Origin of the sequence: Bacillus sp. FJAT-27225 (assembly GCF_001685025.1) — a bacterium.
Lineage (GTDB): Bacteria > Bacillota > Bacilli > Bacillales > Cytobacillaceae > Bacillus_D.
In genome coordinates this window covers 241,719-261,078 of the sequence record NZ_MAYU01000021.1, presented here as the reverse complement: position 1 = coordinate 261,078, position 19,360 = coordinate 241,719, and the positions used below count along the sequence as shown (strand labels likewise).

Here is a 19,360-nt window from a genome sequence, read left to right as displayed (position 1 = left end):
AAATAAACGATAATAAGGAGTTTGATTCACATGGCAGAAAAACAATTTACAGTAACGGCCGAAACTGGCATCCACGCAAGGCCGGCAACTCTTTTGGTACAAACCGCCAGCAGGTTTGATTCTGATATTAACCTTGAATACAAAGGCAGAAAAGTAAACCTTAAATCAATCATGGGTGTCATGTCACTTGGGATCGGACAGGATGCATCCATTGTCATTACAGCTGAAGGCGGAGATGCCGAAGAAGCACTTCGTACACTCGAAGAAACATTGAAGAATGAAGGACTGGCAGAATAATGGCATTCCTACAAGGTATTGCAGCATCGAATGGCATCGCGATTGCAAAAGCGTATAGGCTGATAGAACCAGACCTTGCATTTTCAAAACAGTCCGTTTCCGATGCTGACGCTGAGGTTGAGCGTTTCCGCTCCGCGCTTCAGCAGTCAAAGGCTGAACTTGAACAAATCAAGGACCGGGCAAATGAAACGCTCGGGGCAGATAAGGCTGCAATTTTTGAAGCACATCTGCTGGTCCTATCCGATCCCGAACTTCTCTCGCCAATCGAAGATCGAATCAAGACTGAAAATGTAAATGCCGAATTTGCCTTGAATGAGACGGCAGGTATGTTCATTTCCATGTTTGAACAAATGGACAACGAGTATATGAGAGAACGCGCGGCTGATATCCGCGACGTTAAAAAACGCCTGCTTTCCAGGCTGCTCGGTGTTCAATTACCTAATCCTGCAATGATTGCCGAAGAAGTAATCATTGTCGGAGAAGACTTGACACCATCTGATACAGCGCAGCTGAATCGACAATTTGTAAAGGGTTTTACGACAGATATCGGCGGCAGGACATCACACTCTGCCATTATGGCCCGATCACTTGAAATCCCGGCAGTTGTTGGTACGAGAACCGCTACAGAAGCCATCAGCAATGGGGACCTGGTCATAGTTGACGGTCTAAAAGGAGAGGTACATATCAATCCGACTCCTGAATTGATTCAGGCATATGAACAGATAAAAGCTGACTATGAAGCTCAAAAAGCGGAATGGGCAAAACTCGTGAATGAAAAGACTATTACTGCCGACGGCCATGAAGTCGAACTGGCTGCTAATATTGGTACGCCAAAAGACCTCAAGGGTGCACGTAGCAACGGCGCTGAAGCAATCGGCCTTTACAGGACGGAATTTCTTTATATGGGCCGTGATCAGCTCCCTACTGAGGATGAGCAATTCGAGGCATATAAAGCGGTCCTTGAAGGCATGGAAGGCCGGCCAGTTGTTGTCAGGACGTTGGATATTGGCGGGGATAAGGAACTTCCTTACCTGAATCTCCCTAAGGAAATGAATCCGTTCCTGGGTTTCAGGGCGATTCGCCTTTGCCTTGAAGAGCAAGGAATATTCCGTACTCAGCTCCGCGCGCTTCTAAGGGCAAGTTCCTATGGAAACCTGAAAATTATGTTTCCTATGATTGCAACATTGGATGAATTCCGACAGGCAAAGGCAATCCTGGAGGAAGAGAAGGCGAAACTCATTGGCGAAGGGGCGACCATTTCCGATCACATTGAGCTCGGCATCATGGTTGAAATTCCGTCTACTGCGGTAATTGCCGACCAATTTGCCAAGGAAGTCGACTTCTTCAGTATTGGAACCAATGACCTTATTCAATACACAATGGCTGCTGACAGGATGAACGAACGGGTTTCGTATTTATATCAGCCTTATAACCCGGCGATTCTCCGATTGGTAAAAATGGTGATTGACGCCGCCCATGCCGAGGGGAAATGGGCAGGGATGTGCGGTGAGATGGCTGGAGACGAAACAGCGATTCCACTCCTGGTTGGCCTGGGACTGGATGAATTCTCAATGAGCGCCACTTCGATCTTAAAGGCTCGCTCTCAAATTAAGAAGCTTAAAAAATCTGAAATGGAAGCGTTAGCTCAAAGAGCATTGTCGATGGGTACAGTTGAGGAAGTCATCGATGCTGTAAAATCTGCCACAAACTTGTAACACAAATGAAATATAAAAAAGGTTTTTGGGACAAGTTTGCGGGTAAATTATAACCAAGCAACTAGTATGATTTAGTGTAAGCTAATCATTCTCATTTTCCCCCTTTTTGCCGGCTGCGGATGCAGCCGGATTTTTTTTTGCTTGGAACAGGGTGGAAGGATAAGGAAACACTGGAAAACCTCTTTTTTAATTGGAGAAGCGTTTACGCAAGTATTGGAACGGGAAGCTTTTAATGAAGGCAGATTAATTAGGAGGTTATTCTAGTGGATAGAAAAAAGATGGTAATGACAACTGTAGGGCTAGGACTTGCTTATCTAATGAGAAACAAGGATTCCCGTGACAAATTGATGGGTCAAATGAAATCGCTGGGAACTTCCAAAAAGAAGAATCAGGCAGATACGCTTTAAAATATGAAAGGCTCCTGTTTTCACAGGGGTTTTTTTCTTGTTGTAGGAAACTTATGACTTCAGGAACCAAGGCGCACCCGCTTTAGTCGTTTTGGCGGGAGGTTTGGCTTATAATAGTTTTTATTAAAACAAATGGGAGGAACGTGTTTTGGATCTGAATTTGAAAGGGAAGACCGCGGTTCTGGCCGCTTCAAGCCAGGGGTTAGGGTTTGCGATTGCCAAGCAACTATATAAAGAGGGGGCCAATGTCGTTCTTTCTGGCAGGGATGAAGAAAAGCTTAAACAGCGATTGACCGAGCTTGAAGGAGTAGGAGAGGGAAAGGCCATCTGCATAGAGACAGACTTGACAAATCCCCGGGACATCAAAGGGCTTATTTCAGGGGCTGTGCAACAGTTTGGCACAATCGATATTCTTGTCAATAATTCGGGGGGCCCACCAGCGGGAAGCTTTGAGTCACTATCTGAAGAACAGTGGAAGGGAGCCTTTGAATTAAATGTATTATCTTATGTAAGACTAATCCAGGAAGCTTTGCCCCATTTAAAGAAAAATGGCGGAAGGATCCTGAATATTGCTTCGTCCTCGATAAAAGAACCAATAGCTGGGTTAATATTATCCAATACATACAGGGCTGGCATAGTGGGAATGTCCAAAACACTGGCTTCTGAACTTGCACCCTATAAAATCCTGATTAATACAATCGCACCCGGCAGGATATCAACAGACCGTACAAAGCATCTTGATCAATTCCGGGCCGAAAAACTTGGTGTTGACCGTGAAGCGGTTGAAGACAATGTTAAAAAGAGCATTCCACTCGGAAGATATGGGACGCCTGAGGAATTTGCCAAAGTTGCAGCCTTCCTGCTCTCTGACGCCAATTCCTATATGACAGGACAAGCGTTTATTGTTGACGGGGGTATGGTTAAGTCCATTTGATTTTTTTTTGAAATATTGTTTGCTCTTTTTCGAAAAAGGACAAACTATCATTGTGCATAATTTGGAGATTGGCACAACCCGGAGAGTAAGGCCTCCGGGTTTTTTTCTTTATAAGGGCACAGTCTGGTAACTGTGTTTTTTCATTTTGCTTAGAGAAGTAGTAGGTCTTGGTGTTGTGTCTGATCTGTGAGTATTTAATTGTGAATGAGGTTGAAAAAAGTTCATACAAGGCGAAAAAATTTGGAGAGGTTCTCTATATGAATTGCAGGCCATTTTCCCGTGAAGGATGGATTTTCGTTCTTTAAAAGGGTGTTTGTTCTACAATTATATAAGCCAGCCTAACGGGGGTTCTTCCACGCTAAATTTAATAATATAAGGTAGAATTAAAGAATGGAAAGGAGTTGGGTCAATATGATGACACCTGAAAAAACAACCATAGCTTTTATTGGCACTGGAGTAATGGGAAAGAGCATGGCTGGCCATTTACTAAAGGCGGGTTATAAGCTTACCGTCTACAACAGAACGAGGGAAAAAGCCGAAACTCTTCTTCAGCAAGGCGCAGCCTGGGCCGACACCCCTGGTGAAGCAACAAAGGGCGCCAATGTGGTATTTACGATTGTCGGCTTTCCGCATGATGTTGAGGAAGTCTATCTCGGAGCTGGCGGAATCCTTGAAAATGCCCGGGAAGGTACGTATCTCATCGATATGACAACTTCGACACCTACACTTGCATCGAGGCTTCATGAGGAGGCGAAAAAACGAGGAATGCATTCCATAGATGCGCCTGTCTCCGGAGGCGATGTCGGTGCCAGGGAGGCAAGGCTGGCAATCATGGCTGGAGGCGATGTGGAGGATTTCAATGCAGTCAAACCATTGCTTGAGCTTTTGGGCACAAATATTGTCTACCAAGGCAAAGCGGGGGCCGGCCAGCATACGAAAATGTGCAACCAGATTGCAATTGCCTCCAACATGATCGGTGTTGCCGAAGCCGTAGCTTATGCAGAAAAAGCAGGCCTAGATCCAGAAAATGTCCTTAAAAGCATTTCGACTGGGGCCGCCGGCAGCTGGTCATTATCGAATCTGGCTCCGCGGATGATAAAGGGCGACTTTGAGCCCGGCTTTTACATAAAGCATTTTATAAAAGATATGAAGATTGCGCTTGAGGAAGCAGAGAAGATGGGAATGGATGCGCCTGGTCTTGCTCTTTCAAAATCACTTTACGAACAATTGGCGGAGAAGGGTGAAGAAAACAGCGGGACTCAGGCTCTCCTAAAATACTGGCTCTAACATATCTTCTAAAATGCCCCCGGTAAAAATACATTTACATTGAAGGGGGTGTTTGGATATGGGTATATTTGATGATGTTAAGGAAAAATTTGATGAATTGGAAGATGGACGCTACTTGGTGAGGATTGATGGTTTCTCAAGAGAAAAAACTGTCAACAATACGAGGCCGATTAAATGGGAGCTTACCTTGATCAACGAGGTAAAGGGAAGGCTGCCTGCTAAATTCAGCCATATTGAAACAGATGGAGGCTTTCGGATTTTGATGGAAGAAATCAAGCGGCTTGGCTATGCCAAACCTAAATCTCCCGCAGAACTCGAAGATATTCTCATTAATTTGAAAGGGACATACGCGGAGATTGGCTTATTTACAACCGATAAAATCGAAGGATACCGAGAAGTAAGGTTCATTAGAAAGATGATATAAACTTAAACCCTGCAGCGATTGCTGCAGGGTTTTTTAATGGAAGTTTCACTTTATCCCGCATTAAGGGGAAGTCAAGCCTCTTACAGAGGCAACTGTCCCTATATGCCCGATTGGTGAAATACAGTGAAACTTGCCGCTGTGCTGTCTCAGCGGCTTAGTTGAACCAATCGGGTTCGTAGTGCCGCTTAATCGCCACGCCATTAGGCGAATTAGCGGCAGTAGAACGGGACTAACCATCAGTGGAAAGTCACCACTGATGGAAGTTTCACTTTATCCTACAGGAAAACTAGTGGGGAGCGCAATATCTCTATTTAGGGTTTAGCTGCAAGGGCTGAAAAGTAATCAATCCATGAAAAAGAGGCTCCCGATAGCTTTGGAGAGCCCCAGCTTATTAATAACTTTCACCCAGCTTTTTAAAGACTGGTTTTTGATATGTCCGTTTCCTGGCTGGCGGTTCCTGGGTTTCTTTGATGCCGGTATAAGCTTGGAGGATTGCCTTAGCCTTAGCAAGTGAAATGGAGGCTTTTGGATTGCGGATCAAATCATTTAACTGCCCAAGGTGGGGAAGGTTTGTAAAGTCCTTTTTTTCGGGCGGGACATGAAATGTGTATTCTCCGCACTCGACCAGCACATCGGACTGCTGTTGGCTGTTCTTTGGCCTATTTGAAAAGTGCAGACCGACTTTCCTTGCTTTACCTTCGCGGAGCATTTTCTTAATGGACTCGTGTTTTAAAAGATAAAGATACTTTGGATTGGGAGCAGTCTTGGCATGCCGGTTAACAATATAAATTGCCTGGGAGAGTTCCTGGACTGACAGGTTTGCAAGGGGATGTGTCCTGTTGCTATTCAAGCAAAGTCTCCTTTCGATTTATAGGATCTACTCCTATTATACCCCATTTCTCATGATTAGAAAGCATCTTCTTTTCAGATACGATTCTGCTCTCCTTTTAAAAATGTCAATAATGAGCAGGCCTATGCCTGCTCGTATCCAGAAAGCTTTCTTTCAGAAAGGTGCTTTTGTTTTGTAAATAACAAGATTACTAAAAACATTCCCAAAAAGCTTGTGGCAGCGCCAGCACCCAATAGTACACTGGATACTCCCCAAAGTTTTGCCAGGAGGGCTCCTGCGGCGGGAGCAATCAGCATGGAGAATGTCTGTATAGCAGAAGCGGCTGCCGACACTCTTGCCATCATTTCATTAGGAGTTTCTGATTGAAGCACATATCCGTAGGGAACAGACTGGCTTGCTCCAAGTACTCCCAGCAAAAAAGCACCTGTAAGCCATCCCCACTCTTCCATTGAAAATACATGCATACCGCCCAGCCCCAAGCTGACAATCAAGAACCCGCTGAAAACGGACGAACCAGCCATTAAAGCAATCGGAAAGGATTTCCACCGTATCCAGGAACCAAGGAAGAGTGAACCAGCCACGCTTCCACAACCTACGGCACTGACTAGAAGGCCGAAATTTTCGCTGGTGAAGCCTATAGCCTGTGCGATAAAGACGAACAAACCGTCGTATAGGAAAATAATGAAAAATGCAGCTGCAGACAGCAGTACCGATAATCTTAGGAGAGGAGTACGGATGATGTGGCGAATCCCTGCAAGGAATTCGGATATAAATTTTGGTTTTGGCTCTGAAATTTCGGTTGGTAAAGATATAGGTCTGCCCGCAGGAAGTTTTAGTAAAAATAAAATCCCAATAGCAAAACCAGCCATTTCGAAAAGAAAAGGGCTCTTTGCTCCAAAAAGAGCAATAAGGGCAGCGCCCAGAGCCGGGCCAATGATTTTCGTTGAATTAACGGATAACTGGCTGAGTGTCACGGCTTGTGGAAGTTCATCTTCACTTACTGTTTGCCTAATCATACTTTGGCGTGCCGGGTCATATAAAGCGGCAGCTGAACCTTTTAGAAATACAAATAGAAGGAGAACATAGAGATTCGGTGAATAGTAAAGCCCCAAAACAAAGATAAACTTCATGGCCATTGTTATAACCATGACAGCCTTTTTAGGAAGCCTTTCCACCCATACTCCTGCAAATGGCCCGATAATAACCCAAGGGAGTCCCATCACAATAATGACAGACGCTATTGCCGACTCGTCAAGTCCCCACTGATAGGCAACGATAATTTGGATAGCGACGAAATCGAGCCAGTTTCCCATATCCGAAAAAACCTGTGCGGTAAAGAGGGACCTGAAGGGCTTATTTTTTAAGACTGTAAACATATTATTCATAGTTTTTTTCCCCTTGCAGCGCATTCCTGCGCCTTTTTTTAATTCCTGCTCCAAGGCTGGAGGGATCCTGAGCCTCAGGAATATCTTTCTGTTCCAAAGCGGCAATCGTATCGTCAATCCATTTTATTTCAGCTTCAAGCTTGGTTTTAACATATAGAATTCCTAGTTTCCCAATACCACTGACAAAGGATTGATTATTCTCTGGCCATTTTATTACAAAGTCCAGCAACTCCTTACTTTTTGCTTTCCTGGCTTTTAAATGAGCTATAAGTACATCCGAATCCATTTCCTCATGCCATGCTGCAATCTTCATAAATAACTCATCTTTGATAACCGGATATTCTGGAGGTTCGGCCAGCCACTTTTCAAGCTCTCTCCATCCTTCGCCTGTCAGTTCATAAAGCGTTTTTTTACGTCCTGCCGAATTTGCTTCAGATGCAACAATTAATCCGTGTTCTTCTAGCTTTTTTAATTTAGGATAGATGCTGCCATAACTCATACCCCAGTAAAGGCCAGCACCCTTATGTTCAAATTCGGCTTTAATATCATATCCGGAGCTCGGTTTGAAACTAATAACTGCCAATATCGAATGTTCAATAGACATGATGTCCTCCCAGAAGAGAAAGTATATATATCGAGTTGATATATCAATATGATATGTTATTTCTTCCTTTTTGTGCAAGTTTTTTACAGTTTTAAGTAAAAGTTTCTAAATACACTCCCCGTACGAAAATTCTTATAGTATGATAGACATAGCGTGAAATATGTAGAATTTTGAAAATAAACCATTTGCTGTTTCTGCATTTTGTATAGAATTCACTGTGTTTAGAGGATGATTTTATGGAAATAATGAAAAGCCGGACTGGACAAAAAACGAATAGCGCCTTAAAGCCGGATATAAGGGAAAAAACCTTATACAATCTGATTTTTAAGCATATTCGGGACATGGTCTTTATTATGAAGGTGGAAAGAGGTCCATGTTTTCGTTATTTTTTTGCTAATGAGACAGCCTTGCAAAGGGCAGGCTTATCAGGTGATCCAACGGGTAAAACATTTCAGGAAGTCCTTCCTCCCGAAACGGCTGCACATTTACAGCATGAATACGAGAAAGTAATCGATTCCGATTCATCAACATCCATGTTTGACGGTTCCTTTTCAGAAAAGGGCGAGGAATTTTATGGCGAAACCATTCTTACACCGGTCAGGGATGAATCAGGGAATGTAGAGTATATTGTTGGAATCACCAGAGATGTTACTGCATATCTAAATGAAAAAGATGCAATTATTCACGCCGGCCAAAGGTATCGCTCGATTGTTGAACATAATATAGATGCTATTTTTTCAATTAATCTTGAAGGGATGATCCTTGAAGCAAACCCTGCTGCTGCGGGATTGTCCGGTTATGCAGAGTATATGCTGAAAGGTATGTCCATATATGATCTTGTTTATGACCAGGACCTTGAAAGCTTTCAAAATCTCGTTGAACATACTGGTAATGGGAAAGCTTTGGAATCACTGGATTGCAGCTTTATTGGCCAGGAAGGCCACTTGCTTAGCCTGCACATAAGGACTGTACCTATAATTGTATATGGAGACGTGCTTGGGATTTATGTCATTATCAGAGATATTTCGGAGCAATCAAAAAATGTTGAAATGATCCGGTATATGGCGTTCCATGATCAATTAACAGGTTTGCTGAATCGCAGAGCCCTATTGGACAAATTGAATGAGGAACTATATTCACCATCAAAGCACCGAAAAGAATTTGCCCTAATATCGATTGATTTGGACCGTTTTAAAAATTTGAATGATTCCCTCGGCCACCTTGTTGGGGATGAGTTTTTAAAAAAGGTTTCAGTTCGTTTGTCCGAATGCTCGAATGAGAAATGCCTGGTGTACAGGCAGGGCGGGGACGAATTCAATATACTCTTGCTAGGGACAAACAGGAAAGCAGCGATTTTCTTTGCGCAGCGAATATTGTCTTTATTTAAGAGGTCTTTTTATTTTAATTCTCAGGAATACTACATTTCGCCAAGTATAGGAATCAGTATGTACCCCAATGATGGCAAAGACGCGGAAACCTTATTAAAGAATGCGGATGAGGCATTGTTTCGGGTAAAGGATAGGGGCAGGGCACACTTCCAATTTTATAGGTCTGATATGAACACTTCCATTTCAAACATTCTAACATTGGAGACCCAGCTGCGGAAGGCTATTGATAAAAAAGAGTTAAGCATTTCCTATCAGCCGCAGGTCGACCTTTCTACTGGGGAGGTAAAAAGCTTTGAGGCTCTCCTGCGCTGGAATTCGGAAGAAATCGGACCAATTTCACCGGGGACTTTCATTCCGCTGGCAGAAGATACTGGAATGATAGTACCTATAGGCAACTGGGTAATCGAACACGCCTGCAGACAAATAAAAACCTGGATTGGCAAGGGCTATTATGACTTCAGGGTAGCCGTCAATATTTCACCTAAGCAACTTCAACAGCCTGGGTTTTCTATATATTTAAAAGCTATGGTGGATAAGTATTTAATTTCACCTTCTTTTTTGGAAATTGAAATAACTGAAAGTACTATGCAGAATAAGGAAGAGGCAATTCCAGCCCTTAAAGCCGTAAAGGAAATGGGAATAACGATAGCAGTTGATGACTTTGGCACAGGGTATTCATCTTTAAGCTATTTAAAAGAATTCCCAATTGATGTCCTGAAAATCGACAAGTCTTTTATTAAGGACATTGCCGAAAATCCAAAAGATGCTGCAATAGCATCTGCCATTATCCACCTTGGCAAGAGCCTAGGTGTCGAGGTTATTGCTGAAGGGGTTGAAACTGAGGAGCAAGCGGACTGGCTGTGTGATGAAGGATGCCATAAAGCACAGGGTTTTTATTTTTCAGTCCCACTCAAAGCAATCGAAATAGAGAAAAGATATTTAAAAACCAGGGTTGGTATCCTTGAAGGGTACAGCTCTTAATAAAAGGCTGTTTTCTAAAAGATTGTTGTTTTTTGTAGTAGTTGATTTCCGCTCCAGGATGCTCGCTTTCCGCGGGGCAGGCGGTGAGCCTCCTCGTCGCTAAAGCGACTGCGGGGTCTCACCTGTCCCGCTTGTCCCGCAGGAGTCTCGCACCTTCCGCTCCAATCAACTGAATACTAAACCTTTATCTCTTCTATTAGCAACAAAGTTTGCGAAAACAGCCTAATAAAAAAATCCTTTATTCTTTTCAATAAAGGATTTTTTTAGGCTTTATTTTTCAAAGTAAAGACCGTCAGCTCTGGCTTTGAGAGGAACCTGAAAGGAAGGCGGGTTGTTCCTAGTCCGCGGTTCACGTATACGGTAAGGCGTTCAGTTCCATCTAAACTATAAAAGCCCTCATAATATTTCTCCGCATATGGGGGAACGACAAGTGCGCCAAATAAGGGAATTTTTATTTGGCCTCCATGGCTGTGGCCGCTTAATTGAAAGTGACAACCATAAGTTGCTGCTTCGTCGGCAACGTCCGGGGCATGAGATAAAAGAATTTTATATATGTCCTTGGGCGTATTTTCGAATGCCTTCGAAAGATTAGGCTTTCCGAGCATTTTATCATCAATGCCAGCCAAGTAAAACGATCCGCCGGATTTAGTAATTGTCGTTCCATTATTGAAAAGTACCGAGAAACCCGACCTATCCATTAAGGTTTGATACAACTCAGTGCCATATCCTCCGTGGTCATGGTTGCCATAAACCGCAAATTTTCCAGCTGGCGCTTCAAGCTTTTTAAGAATGTTTACAATTTCATCTGTGTCCTCAAAGGAATTCGGGTCATCAATCAAATCACCATTAAACACAATTAAGTCCGGTTTAAGCTCGTTGATTTTTTCCGTCAGCGTTTTCAATTGCCCCAGGCTGTAATGAAATCCAATATGGGTATCACTAAACTGGACAATTCTGAATCCATCCAGTGTTACTGGTATTAATGAATGAAGTATGTCATGGGATTGTATGTCCAGCAATCTTGGTTCGATTTCACGGGCATAAAAGTAACCGCCAGTTCCAAGTCCAACTGCAGCGAGCACCCCGCCAAATAATGTTTTAAGAAACCCTCTTCTTGTCTTTTTTATGTTCATTAAAGTTTACCAACCTGCTTCATCTTTTCTCCTGGGAAATGGTCTTTAGCTACTATACTATCAAACTAAAAATGGGATTAAAAGTGGCAGCTATTGAAGAAGTTGAGATTCTGGAGCGAAGGCAATAGCAGAGGGATGGAGAGCTCCATCCCTCGTGCGTACCATGGTCTTATTTGTAACTAACGGCTCGGCATTTCAGTGCTTTCCAGGAAGCAATGAATTGTTCTTTGTTAACTTTATGCTGTTTTTTCCCGGAGAGCGGGTCATTGATATAGACATTGTTCGCATCATAACCAACCAGGACAACAGCATGCAGGTCAAGAGGGGTTCTAATCCTTTCTCCACCATGCATCCAGGATTCCCATCTGTCGGGTAGCCGGTAATCTCCTGTTGTCCAAACGACGACTGGATACCCTTGGGCTACATGGGCAAGAATATCTTCAAATGGCCTGTTGGTCAGGTTTACAGCACGGCCGGGGAGATATTCATTAACTAAATCAACAATTGGTTTGTCAAAAACGGCATAACCCGCGCTTCTTTTACCAGTCATATCCCCTACAAACCCGTCCGCTGGATTACCCCATTTCGTAATATCCCTGCCTGTACGTACAATAGGGTCAGGATCTTTTTTTACTCTCCTGAATAATTCCAATTTTCCTGTATGAACTCCAGCATAGTTAAGAACCATCGCAAGACTTGTCACTTCACACCCATAGCGGAGTTCAGGATTTTGATTGATTTGGACAACGTCAATCATCGCTTGGCTGGGAAATTGCTCTTTCTGTCCACCGTAAGGACTGAAAAGGATGTCTCCTTCACCATGTCCGGTTGTCTTCCCCATATTTTGCCTTAAGGGGATTTGGCTTGTAACCTCTTCTTTGCGTGTTTCTTCAACTGCTGAAATAGAGTGGCCATTTTCACAACCATGAAGAAGCAAGAGAGCTGTCAGGAAATAAATTCTCAACAAATTTATCCTCCTTTTTCAAGCCTTAATTATAGTTTCCCCGCGGAAATGATGCTTAGTAGCGGAACTACTTGCCATTCCATAATTTGGATTTTTGGTATTGTTGGTTAAATTAACCTACCAAAGGGTATAGAAAAAGGAATGTCTAATTGTGCTATTATTTTGGGACAGGCCTCAAAGGATAGCTGATACAATAAAAGGACTATGCAGAAATTTGCAACAGGGGGAGTTTAAATGAAGAAGGCCTTATTAGTAATTTGTGCATTCCTGATTACCCTGCCTTTGTATCCACATGCAACGGATGGAGAAATCCATGCCGATCGCGATGAAATCTTCGCATTTTTGGAAGATGCTTTTAGGGCACAAGTTTCTTTAAGCGAGAAATTACGTTCAAGAGAAGAAGTAGAGTCCATTCTTTCTGGTTATTTTACCGATGAATACGCCAAGTTGTTTTGGGATGCAAATGTTGCTAAGGAATCTGGAAAGTATGTTACATATGGGTCAGATTTCGCACCATATTATATACCGTACTATCAGTTCTCGGATCATACAAAAGTTGTGGTAGAGAAGAACAAAGCATATGTTTTTGAGTTTTTCCCAGGAACAGATGAAGGGCCGGTTGCCTATGATAACCATTACGAGGGCCTTCTTCTTATAAAGGAAAGAGATGGATGGAAGGTAGCCGAATACTTGTACAACACGATACCAGAATCCATTATTAAGAAGGCGGAGGGGCAAATTACAGCCGCAAATGCCAGCAAAGCAAACAGTAACCAGACGGACGGTCCGAAGCAAGTACGAGCTGCTACATTTCTATTTGGCGTTTGCCTCAGTCCTATGGATACCTTGATAGGACTTGGCTAGTCTGTCGCTTGTTCCAAAACAGCGAAACCAAATAACGAAACATGAGCTGCCTATAAATATTGGCGGCTTTTCTATTGAGTTGGATAATTTTTTATTAAAATGATTAGTTTTTGCTTGTATATATCCACTAACTTACTTTATGCTGTTAATATTGGCAAACAAGGTACCTGCAAGAAAATAATGGATACATCCCGCATGGATAAAAATGCTTGCGGTGAGAAATCTAAATAAAGAGGGCTTGTTTTGTTTTTTGAAAGGAGAGAGAGCATGTCACAGCTTCAAGGGATTATAACCCGCTTAAAAAACCTTCAGGAACAATCAAACAGCGGTGAACCTGCCCAACGTTACTTTGAAGTGAATGGGGAAAGAAAGTGCCAAGTCACTTTCCATCCTAAAACTGAAACCTTCGAACTTGAAGTATACAATGAAAAGGAAAAGCCAAAACGCTACCAATTCGATAATATTGACATGATTACGATTGAAATCTTTGATTTGATTCAGTAATCTGGCATGGGGAACCTTAGGGTTCCTTTTTCATTTTAAACATGCCCAGTTGGCCGCGGGTTGTAACCATGTTTGAGGTTTTTGGCTTTGCTTGGAATAACCCATACACACTCGTTTGTGTTAGAATAAAATAGAGTATAAACAAAATTGAGGAGTATTCGTAAATGATTAGCCTTCATAGTGGAGAATTTCTGGAAATGAACATTAGGGACTTAATGATCCCTTCAGAACGGACTGCTCACGTGCAGATCGGAAATAACCTTGAACATGCCCTTTTGGTATTAACAAAGAGCGGCTATACTGCAGTTCCCGTTCTCGATCCTCATTATCGGCTTCACGGATTGATTAGTACGTCACTAATCATGGATTCATTGTTGGGGCTCGAGCGAATCGAATTTGAGCTGCTCGAGAAAAAAAGAGTTGAGGAAGTAATGAACGTTGCCGTGCCTCGCGTCAAAATAGATGTGCAGATCAATAAATGTATTGAACTTTTAATAAATCATCCTTTTCTTTGTATTGTATCGGGTGATGGATATTTTGAGGGGATTCTTCCCAGAAGCACAGTTTTAAACCAACTGAACCGCCATCTAAAGAAACTGAATAAAAATTAAGGTTAAAAACAGGCTCCCGGTTTCGGGAGCCATCTTCATTGTATCGTTGATCAACTCGGGTTAGAAAAACTGGCGTTGGCCAGTATGATTGGAGAATGTGATTTTTTCTTATGCTTTTAGGACGTGGAAATATACGTTCCCATAAGCCGATAAAGGGGTGCAATTTGTGGGGGAATCCATAAATAAAGGTTCAATGAAAGAGAAGAGAACGAACAGGCCTTTGGTGCTGGTTTCAGTTATGCTGGCCATGTTCATGGGAGCCATTGAAGCAACCATTGTTTCTACTGCCATGCCGGCGATTGTAGGCGATCTGGGAGGTTTTTCTCTTTATAGCTGGGTGTTTTCAGCCTATCTTTTATTAAATGCTGTAACTGTGCTCATTTATGGAAAACTAGCAGATTTATTTGGAAGAAAACCAGTTCTTACTTTCGGACTTGCTGTTTTTATGATTGGCTCAATCCTATGCGGCCTCGCGGAATCAATGGAAATGCTGATTTTATTCAGGCTGATACAGGGGTTTGGCGCCGGTGCGGTGATGCCAATTGCCTCTACAATCGTGGGCGACATTTATACTAAGGAAGAACGGGCTAAAATTCAGGGATATCTTTCCAGTGTCTGGGGCATATCAGCTGTAATGGGACCTGCTATTGGCGGTTTGCTCGTGGAATATGTCAGCTGGCATTACGTGTTTTGGGTTAATATTCCACTAGGAATCCTTTCAATGGCCGGCCTTTGGTTTTTTCTTCATGAAAATATTGAGAAAAAGAAACGTGATATTGATTATTTGGGCGCAATCCTTCTAACAATCGGAGTATCCTCCTTCATGTATATCCTTGTTGAAGGCGGCAACAGATGGGAGTGGACATCTCTGCGTTCCATATCTTTATTTGCGGTAAGCGCCTTGGCAATCGGTTTATTTGTAGTTCAAGAACAACGGGCGACGGAGCCTGTGATGCCATTCTCAATCTGGAAGGAAAAATCCATTCTCATTGCAAATATTGTTTCAGTTACGACGGGAATCATGCTAATTGGCATATCGAGTTTCCTGCCGGCTTTTGTTCAAGGTGTTATGGAGCAGCCTCCGATTGTTGCCGGATTTGCATTGACTGCCATGTCAATTGGCTGGCCAATCGCTTCGGCTATTTCCGGGAGGCTGGTGTTGACAAAGGGTTACCGGACAAGCTCCCTGATTGGCGGATGCTTGTTGATTATAGGAGCACTTTTCTTTGTATTTATGGCCCCTGAAGCTGGCCCAATCTGGGCAGCGACAGGTTCATTTTTTACAGGGGCTGGAATGGGGTTTACATCGACTGCCTTTATTGTCCTTATACAAAGCACTGTCAGCTGGCAGCAGCGAGGGATAGCGACGGCATCAAATATGTTTATGAGAAACCTAGGGAGTACCATTGGGGCTGCGCTTTTAGGTGGTATCCTCAATAGCCGCCTTGCCTCATATTTGGCCAGTAAAGGAGGAGAAGGTGAAGAACTTACCCTTGATACTGCCAATATGCTGCTTGATGAAACGAAAAGAGAGACTATGTCTTCAGGTGTCCGTGAAGTTCTTCAGGAAGGCCTGACTGTTGCCCTGCATACAGTTTATATTGGCGTATTGTTTTTTGCAGTTATAAGTTTGACATTTATTCTATTTCTCCCAAAAAACCAAAAAGGATAAGCGGGTCAAACTCCGCCACATTATATATCAATTCCGAAAAGAACCCAGGATCATGGGTTCTTTTCGTGAATTTGTCCCCCTTCCAATGAATAGTATGTTTTTATGCGATATAATATAAGAAAAACTTATGGGGGGGAAACGTGTGTCCTCTTTGTCGGAATTCCATCTCTTATCTGTCCTTGCCCAGGAGATGAATATGAGAAAGGCGTCCGAACGCCTTTTTGTATCACAGCCAGCTTTATCACAGCGATTACAGTCCATTGAAAAGGAATGGGGAACAAAATTATTTATCCGCTCACAAAAGGGGCTTTCATTGACGCCGCAGGGTGAGGAAGTCATCCGCTTTGTTAATGAGGTCCTCCGTGAAGAGGAAAAAGTTAGGGAAGCCATTCAATCAATGGAATCGGGTGTTTCCGGAACATTAAAAATAGCTGTAGCGACCATTGTTGGGCAACACTGGCTCCCTAAAGTGCTAAAGAAATTCATTGAGCGCTATCCACAGGCAAAGATATCGCTTGTGACCGGTTGGAGCAGCGAGATTTTAAGGTCATTATACGATCATCAAGTACACATCGGGATTATAAGAGGGACGCCTGAGTGGAAAGGGAAAAAGGTGCATTTGTTTGAGGATCGCCTGTTTATGGTGGATAGGGAAATTTCGGCGATTGAGCAGGTACTGCAAACCGATCGGCCTTTTATCCAATTTAAAAGCGATTCAAATTATTATCAGGAAATACAGGAATGGTGGCACCGCCAGTTTAAGCTTCCGCCCAAAAGGACAGTGCTTGTTGACCAAATAGAAACGTGCAAGCAGATGGCTTTCAATGGAATTGGTTACGCAATCCTGCCTGAGATAACGTTGGACGGGGCCGGAGAAGACATTTTTAAGATAGCGCTGATGGATGAAGAGGGGGATCCCATCAAACGGGACACATGGCTTCTGGGCTATGAATCATCCTTTGAGCTGAAACAAGTCAGTGCTTTTACAGAACTCGTACTTGAACATATTAACGAAGGTAATTAATAATAATTTTTTCTTGTATACAAAACTCAGGATTACCTGCTAAACTTCCTGCGTTCTCTTCCCCAGGACCGGCTTCAAATAAAAGAATGGCGGACTGGCTTAATTGTTAGGATCAGCGGCAAAAATCCATCAAAAACGATTGGGTACAGAGCTGATATAGACGGGCTTCCAATTAAGGGGGAGACAGGCTATCCATTTGCTTTGCAACAGAATGAAAGACCTAACCTGCAGGATGGTTGGGCTTTTTTTTGCAATAAGAGAACAACCAGGGAGGTAGTTATGTATGAAATTGCGTGAACAAATGCCTGAACTAACTGGGGAAACCGAATGGCTCAATGGTGCAGTAGGGAGGGAAGAGCTTATCGGTGAAAAGCCTACCTTAATTCATTTCTGGTCAATCAGCTGCCATCTTTGCAAGGAAGCTATGCCGCAAATAAACAAGTTTCGTGATGAATACAAAGACCAACTGAATGTTATTGCAGTCCATATGCCAAGATCGAAAGATGACCTGAATATGCGAGAAATCAAGAAGACAGCAGCGGAACATGGGATAACCCAGCCGATATTTGTTGACAGTGAGCACAAGTTAACAGAAGCTTTCGCAAACCAATATGTTCCCGCTTACTATGTTTTTGACCGGGAAGGCAAACTCCGCCATTTTCAGGCCGGAGGAAGCGGGACGAAAATGTTAGAAAAACGCGTTAACCGGATGCTGGATGAAATTGAAAAAACAGAATAGTTATGGATCGGCTGGCCAAGGTGCCAGCCTATTTTTGTGAGTAACCTGCATGATTAAATCGGGTGTGACCGGGTGAACTAGATATGATTGTCAAATTGGCCTCCTACGGGATAGAGGATGGGGAGACCCTTATTTTGAGGTCGTTCCCGCCTTTATAAGCCGATGAAAGAGGGGAAGGCATCCAATTTTAGTCTGTTCCCATCTTCATAGGCGGAATGAAGGATGGATAGGCATCAAATTTTAGTCTGTTCCCGTCTTCAAGGCCATGAAGTATGGATAGGAATGAATTTTAAGTCTGTTCCCGTCTTCAAAGCCGGAATGAAGGATGGATAGGCATCAAATTTTAGTCTGTTCCCGTCTTCACAGGCGGAATGAAGGATTGATAGGCATCAAATTTTGGTCTGTCCCCGTCTTCATAAGCCCAATGAAGAATGGAAAGCAGTCTATTTTCGGTCTGTTCCGGTTTTTAAGCTATGTCCCTGGATAATCTAGATTGATTCAATTGGAAGCTCCTTTATTTGAACTGTCACAACGTCCCGGGTAATACGTCTAATTAATAAACGAACCCGGGGAGTGACGCGTATGGCCATGATAAAAAGGTTTTCTTTCCTGTTGGTATCATTAATGCTGGTTATTTTGGTTTCTTGCAGCTCAAATGATTCTTCAGACAGTGGGATGGATGGTTCTGCAGGAGCAAATAAGGAGAAAGCTGCAATCGGCAATGAGATTGGGGTTGTTGAACGGAATGATGTCTCTAAAGATACAGGGGATAGTGCTTCACCTGAGGAAAATAAGCAGACAGGTAAAGATGCTGCCAAACAGAAAGCGAGGATGGTTATTCACGAAGCCGAGCTCCATGTACGCGTAAAGGATTTTGCTAAAGCCCAGCAATCCATTGAAACAAAAGCTAAACAATATGGAGGCTTTATTGTCGAATCAACTGTATCTAGGGATGAAGAACGAATGAGCGGGGTAGTAAAAATCAGGGTTCCAGCCGCCCAATTTGAAAAATTTCTTCATGAAGCCGAAAAAGAGGCAGCAGAGGTAATCGAGAGGGTTGTCAGAGGAGATGATGTAACAGAAGACTATGTCGACCTGGAATCCAGGCTAAAATCAAAACGCGCTGTAGAGGCAAGACTCCTGGAATTTATGAAGGGAGCTGAAAAGACCGAGGACCTTTTAAAAATCTCATCGGATCTTGCCACAGTCCAGGAAGAGATTGAACAACTGATTGGAAAAATGAATTATTTAAAGGACCGTGCTTCCTTATCTACCATTACACTAAACATGTATGAAACGAAAATTGTCGTAGCCGGCGTTAAGCCCGAAGACTTAAATACATGGGAAAGGACTAAAAAGCAGTTTTTAAGCAGCATCAACATAGTCCTTTCAGGTTTATCTGGTTTCATTGTTTTTTTCTTCGGAAATCTCCCAGTTTTGCTAGGGCTTGCCGCAACCGGATTTGTCCTTTATATAAGCATAAGGAAGCTTTTTAAAAATAAGAGTTAGCAAGAACCAATCGTTCCCAAGAAAGAATGGGTAAACAAATTGATTATTTTTTGCTACTATGGAAAGAA

At 42.9% G+C, this 19,360-nt stretch carries 19 protein-coding genes and 1 pseudogene; 15 read left to right on the top strand and 5 right to left on the bottom strand.

The window, feature by feature from the left end; translation table 11 throughout:
• The first annotated feature begins 30 nt into the window (after positions 1 to 30).
• The 6 genes from A8F94_RS13395 to A8F94_RS13375 all read left to right on the top strand — a co-directional run bounded on the left by A8F94_RS13395 (position 31) and on the right by A8F94_RS13375 (position 5,064).
• Positions 31 to 297, top strand: a complete 267-nt coding sequence (locus A8F94_RS13395; protein WP_066201205.1) for a phosphocarrier protein HPr — start codon at positions 31 to 33, stop codon at positions 295 to 297.
• Positions 297 to 2,012: a phosphoenolpyruvate--protein phosphotransferase gene (ptsP, locus tag A8F94_RS13390; RefSeq protein ID WP_066201202.1), complete on the top strand. Its 1,716-nt coding sequence runs from the start codon at positions 297 to 299 to the stop codon at positions 2,010 to 2,012. The genes A8F94_RS13395 and ptsP overlap by 1 nt, the downstream gene beginning before the upstream one ends.
• Positions 2,013 to 2,275: 263 nt before the next feature.
• Complete coding sequence (locus A8F94_RS25755) at positions 2,276 to 2,419, top strand: hypothetical protein (RefSeq protein ID WP_175384417.1); 144 nt, start codon at positions 2,276 to 2,278, stop codon at positions 2,417 to 2,419.
• Between the two features lie 148 nt (positions 2,420 to 2,567).
• Complete coding sequence (locus A8F94_RS13385; protein WP_066201199.1) at positions 2,568 to 3,353, top strand: SDR family oxidoreductase; 786 nt, start codon at positions 2,568 to 2,570, stop codon at positions 3,351 to 3,353.
• A 411-nt stretch (positions 3,354 to 3,764) separates the two neighbouring features.
• The gene (locus A8F94_RS13380) at positions 3,765 to 4,640 is read left to right on the top strand and encodes an NAD(P)-dependent oxidoreductase (protein ID WP_066201196.1); all 876 of its coding nucleotides are present in this window, start codon (positions 3,765 to 3,767) and stop codon (positions 4,638 to 4,640) included.
• A 58-nt stretch (positions 4,641 to 4,698) separates the two neighbouring features.
• Positions 4,699 to 5,064, top strand: coding sequence for a hypothetical protein (locus A8F94_RS13375; RefSeq protein ID WP_066201193.1), 366 nt, complete (start codon positions 4,699 to 4,701; stop codon positions 5,062 to 5,064).
• Positions 5,065 to 5,455: 391 nt separating this feature from the next.
• Here the strand turns inward: A8F94_RS13375 and A8F94_RS13370 are convergent, their stop codons facing one another.
• The 3 genes from A8F94_RS13370 to A8F94_RS13360 form a co-directional block, all read right to left on the bottom strand.
• Positions 5,456 to 5,914, bottom strand: a complete 459-nt coding sequence (locus A8F94_RS13370) for a YkyB family protein (protein WP_066201190.1) — start codon at positions 5,912 to 5,914, stop codon at positions 5,456 to 5,458.
• A gap of 122 nt (positions 5,915 to 6,036) precedes the next feature.
• The gene (locus A8F94_RS13365; RefSeq protein ID WP_066201189.1) at positions 6,037 to 7,299 is read right to left on the bottom strand and encodes an MFS transporter; all 1,263 of its coding nucleotides are present in this window, start codon (positions 7,297 to 7,299) and stop codon (positions 6,037 to 6,039) included.
• Positions 7,292 to 7,903, bottom strand: coding sequence for a PadR family transcriptional regulator (locus A8F94_RS13360; RefSeq protein WP_066201187.1), 612 nt, complete (start codon positions 7,901 to 7,903; stop codon positions 7,292 to 7,294). Before A8F94_RS13360 ends, A8F94_RS13365 begins: the two co-directional genes overlap by 8 nt.
• A 236-nt stretch (positions 7,904 to 8,139) precedes the next feature.
• On the opposite strand from A8F94_RS13360, the gene A8F94_RS13355 reads away from it, so the two are divergent.
• Positions 8,140 to 10,272 (top strand): sensor domain-containing protein, encoded by a 2,133-nt coding sequence (locus tag A8F94_RS13355; RefSeq protein WP_077247704.1) that lies wholly within the window; start codon positions 8,140 to 8,142, stop codon positions 10,270 to 10,272.
• Positions 10,273 to 10,535: 263 nt separating this feature from the next.
• Here A8F94_RS13355 and A8F94_RS13350 read toward each other — a convergent pair whose 3' ends face one another.
• Together A8F94_RS13350 and A8F94_RS13345 are read right to left on the bottom strand one after the other, a co-directional pair.
• A complete protein-coding gene (locus A8F94_RS13350; RefSeq protein ID WP_066201184.1) occupies positions 10,536 to 11,405 on the bottom strand; it encodes a metallophosphoesterase in 870 nt (289 codons plus the stop codon).
• A 169-nt stretch (positions 11,406 to 11,574) separates the two neighbouring features.
• Positions 11,575 to 12,378: a C39 family peptidase gene (locus A8F94_RS13345; protein WP_441294198.1), complete on the bottom strand. Its 804-nt coding sequence runs from the start codon at positions 12,376 to 12,378 to the stop codon at positions 11,575 to 11,577.
• 225 nt (positions 12,379 to 12,603) lie between these two features.
• Between A8F94_RS13345 and A8F94_RS13340 the strand changes: the two genes are divergently transcribed.
• The 8 genes and pseudogenes from A8F94_RS13340 (at position 12,604) to A8F94_RS13310 (ending at position 19,292) form a co-directional block, all read left to right on the top strand.
• On the top strand, positions 12,604 to 13,233 hold the full coding sequence (locus A8F94_RS13340) for a DUF3993 domain-containing protein (RefSeq protein ID WP_066201178.1): 630 nt from the start codon (positions 12,604 to 12,606) through the stop codon (positions 13,231 to 13,233).
• 267 nt (positions 13,234 to 13,500) lie between these two features.
• Positions 13,501 to 13,737 (top strand): YkuJ family protein, encoded by a 237-nt coding sequence (locus A8F94_RS13335; RefSeq protein ID WP_043933503.1) that lies wholly within the window; start codon positions 13,501 to 13,503, stop codon positions 13,735 to 13,737.
• Positions 13,738 to 13,901: 164 nt separating this feature from the next.
• Positions 13,902 to 14,348 carry a cyclic-di-AMP-binding protein CbpB gene (gene cbpB, locus A8F94_RS13330; RefSeq protein ID WP_066201175.1) on the top strand — a complete coding sequence of 149 codons (447 nt, stop codon included), beginning with the start codon at positions 13,902 to 13,904 and terminating at the stop codon, positions 14,346 to 14,348.
• Between the two features lie 193 nt (positions 14,349 to 14,541).
• Positions 14,542 to 16,020, top strand: a complete 1,479-nt coding sequence (locus tag A8F94_RS13325) for an MDR family MFS transporter (RefSeq protein WP_066202414.1) — start codon at positions 14,542 to 14,544, stop codon at positions 16,018 to 16,020.
• A gap of 142 nt (positions 16,021 to 16,162) precedes the next feature.
• Positions 16,163 to 17,044 (top strand): LysR family transcriptional regulator, encoded by an 882-nt coding sequence (locus A8F94_RS13320; RefSeq protein ID WP_066201172.1) that lies wholly within the window; start codon positions 16,163 to 16,165, stop codon positions 17,042 to 17,044.
• 9 nt (positions 17,045 to 17,053) lie between these two features.
• A pseudogene (locus tag A8F94_RS26195) lies at positions 17,054 to 17,242 on the top strand (N-acetyldiaminopimelate deacetylase); the annotation flags it as partial.
• Between the two features lie 85 nt (positions 17,243 to 17,327).
• The gene (locus A8F94_RS13315) at positions 17,328 to 17,783 is read left to right on the top strand and encodes a TlpA disulfide reductase family protein (protein WP_066201171.1); all 456 of its coding nucleotides are present in this window, start codon (positions 17,328 to 17,330) and stop codon (positions 17,781 to 17,783) included.
• 582 nt (positions 17,784 to 18,365) lie between these two features.
• Positions 18,366 to 19,292, top strand: coding sequence for a DUF4349 domain-containing protein (locus A8F94_RS13310; protein WP_254660853.1), 927 nt, complete (start codon positions 18,366 to 18,368; stop codon positions 19,290 to 19,292).
• Positions 19,293 to 19,360: the final 68 nt, after the last annotated feature.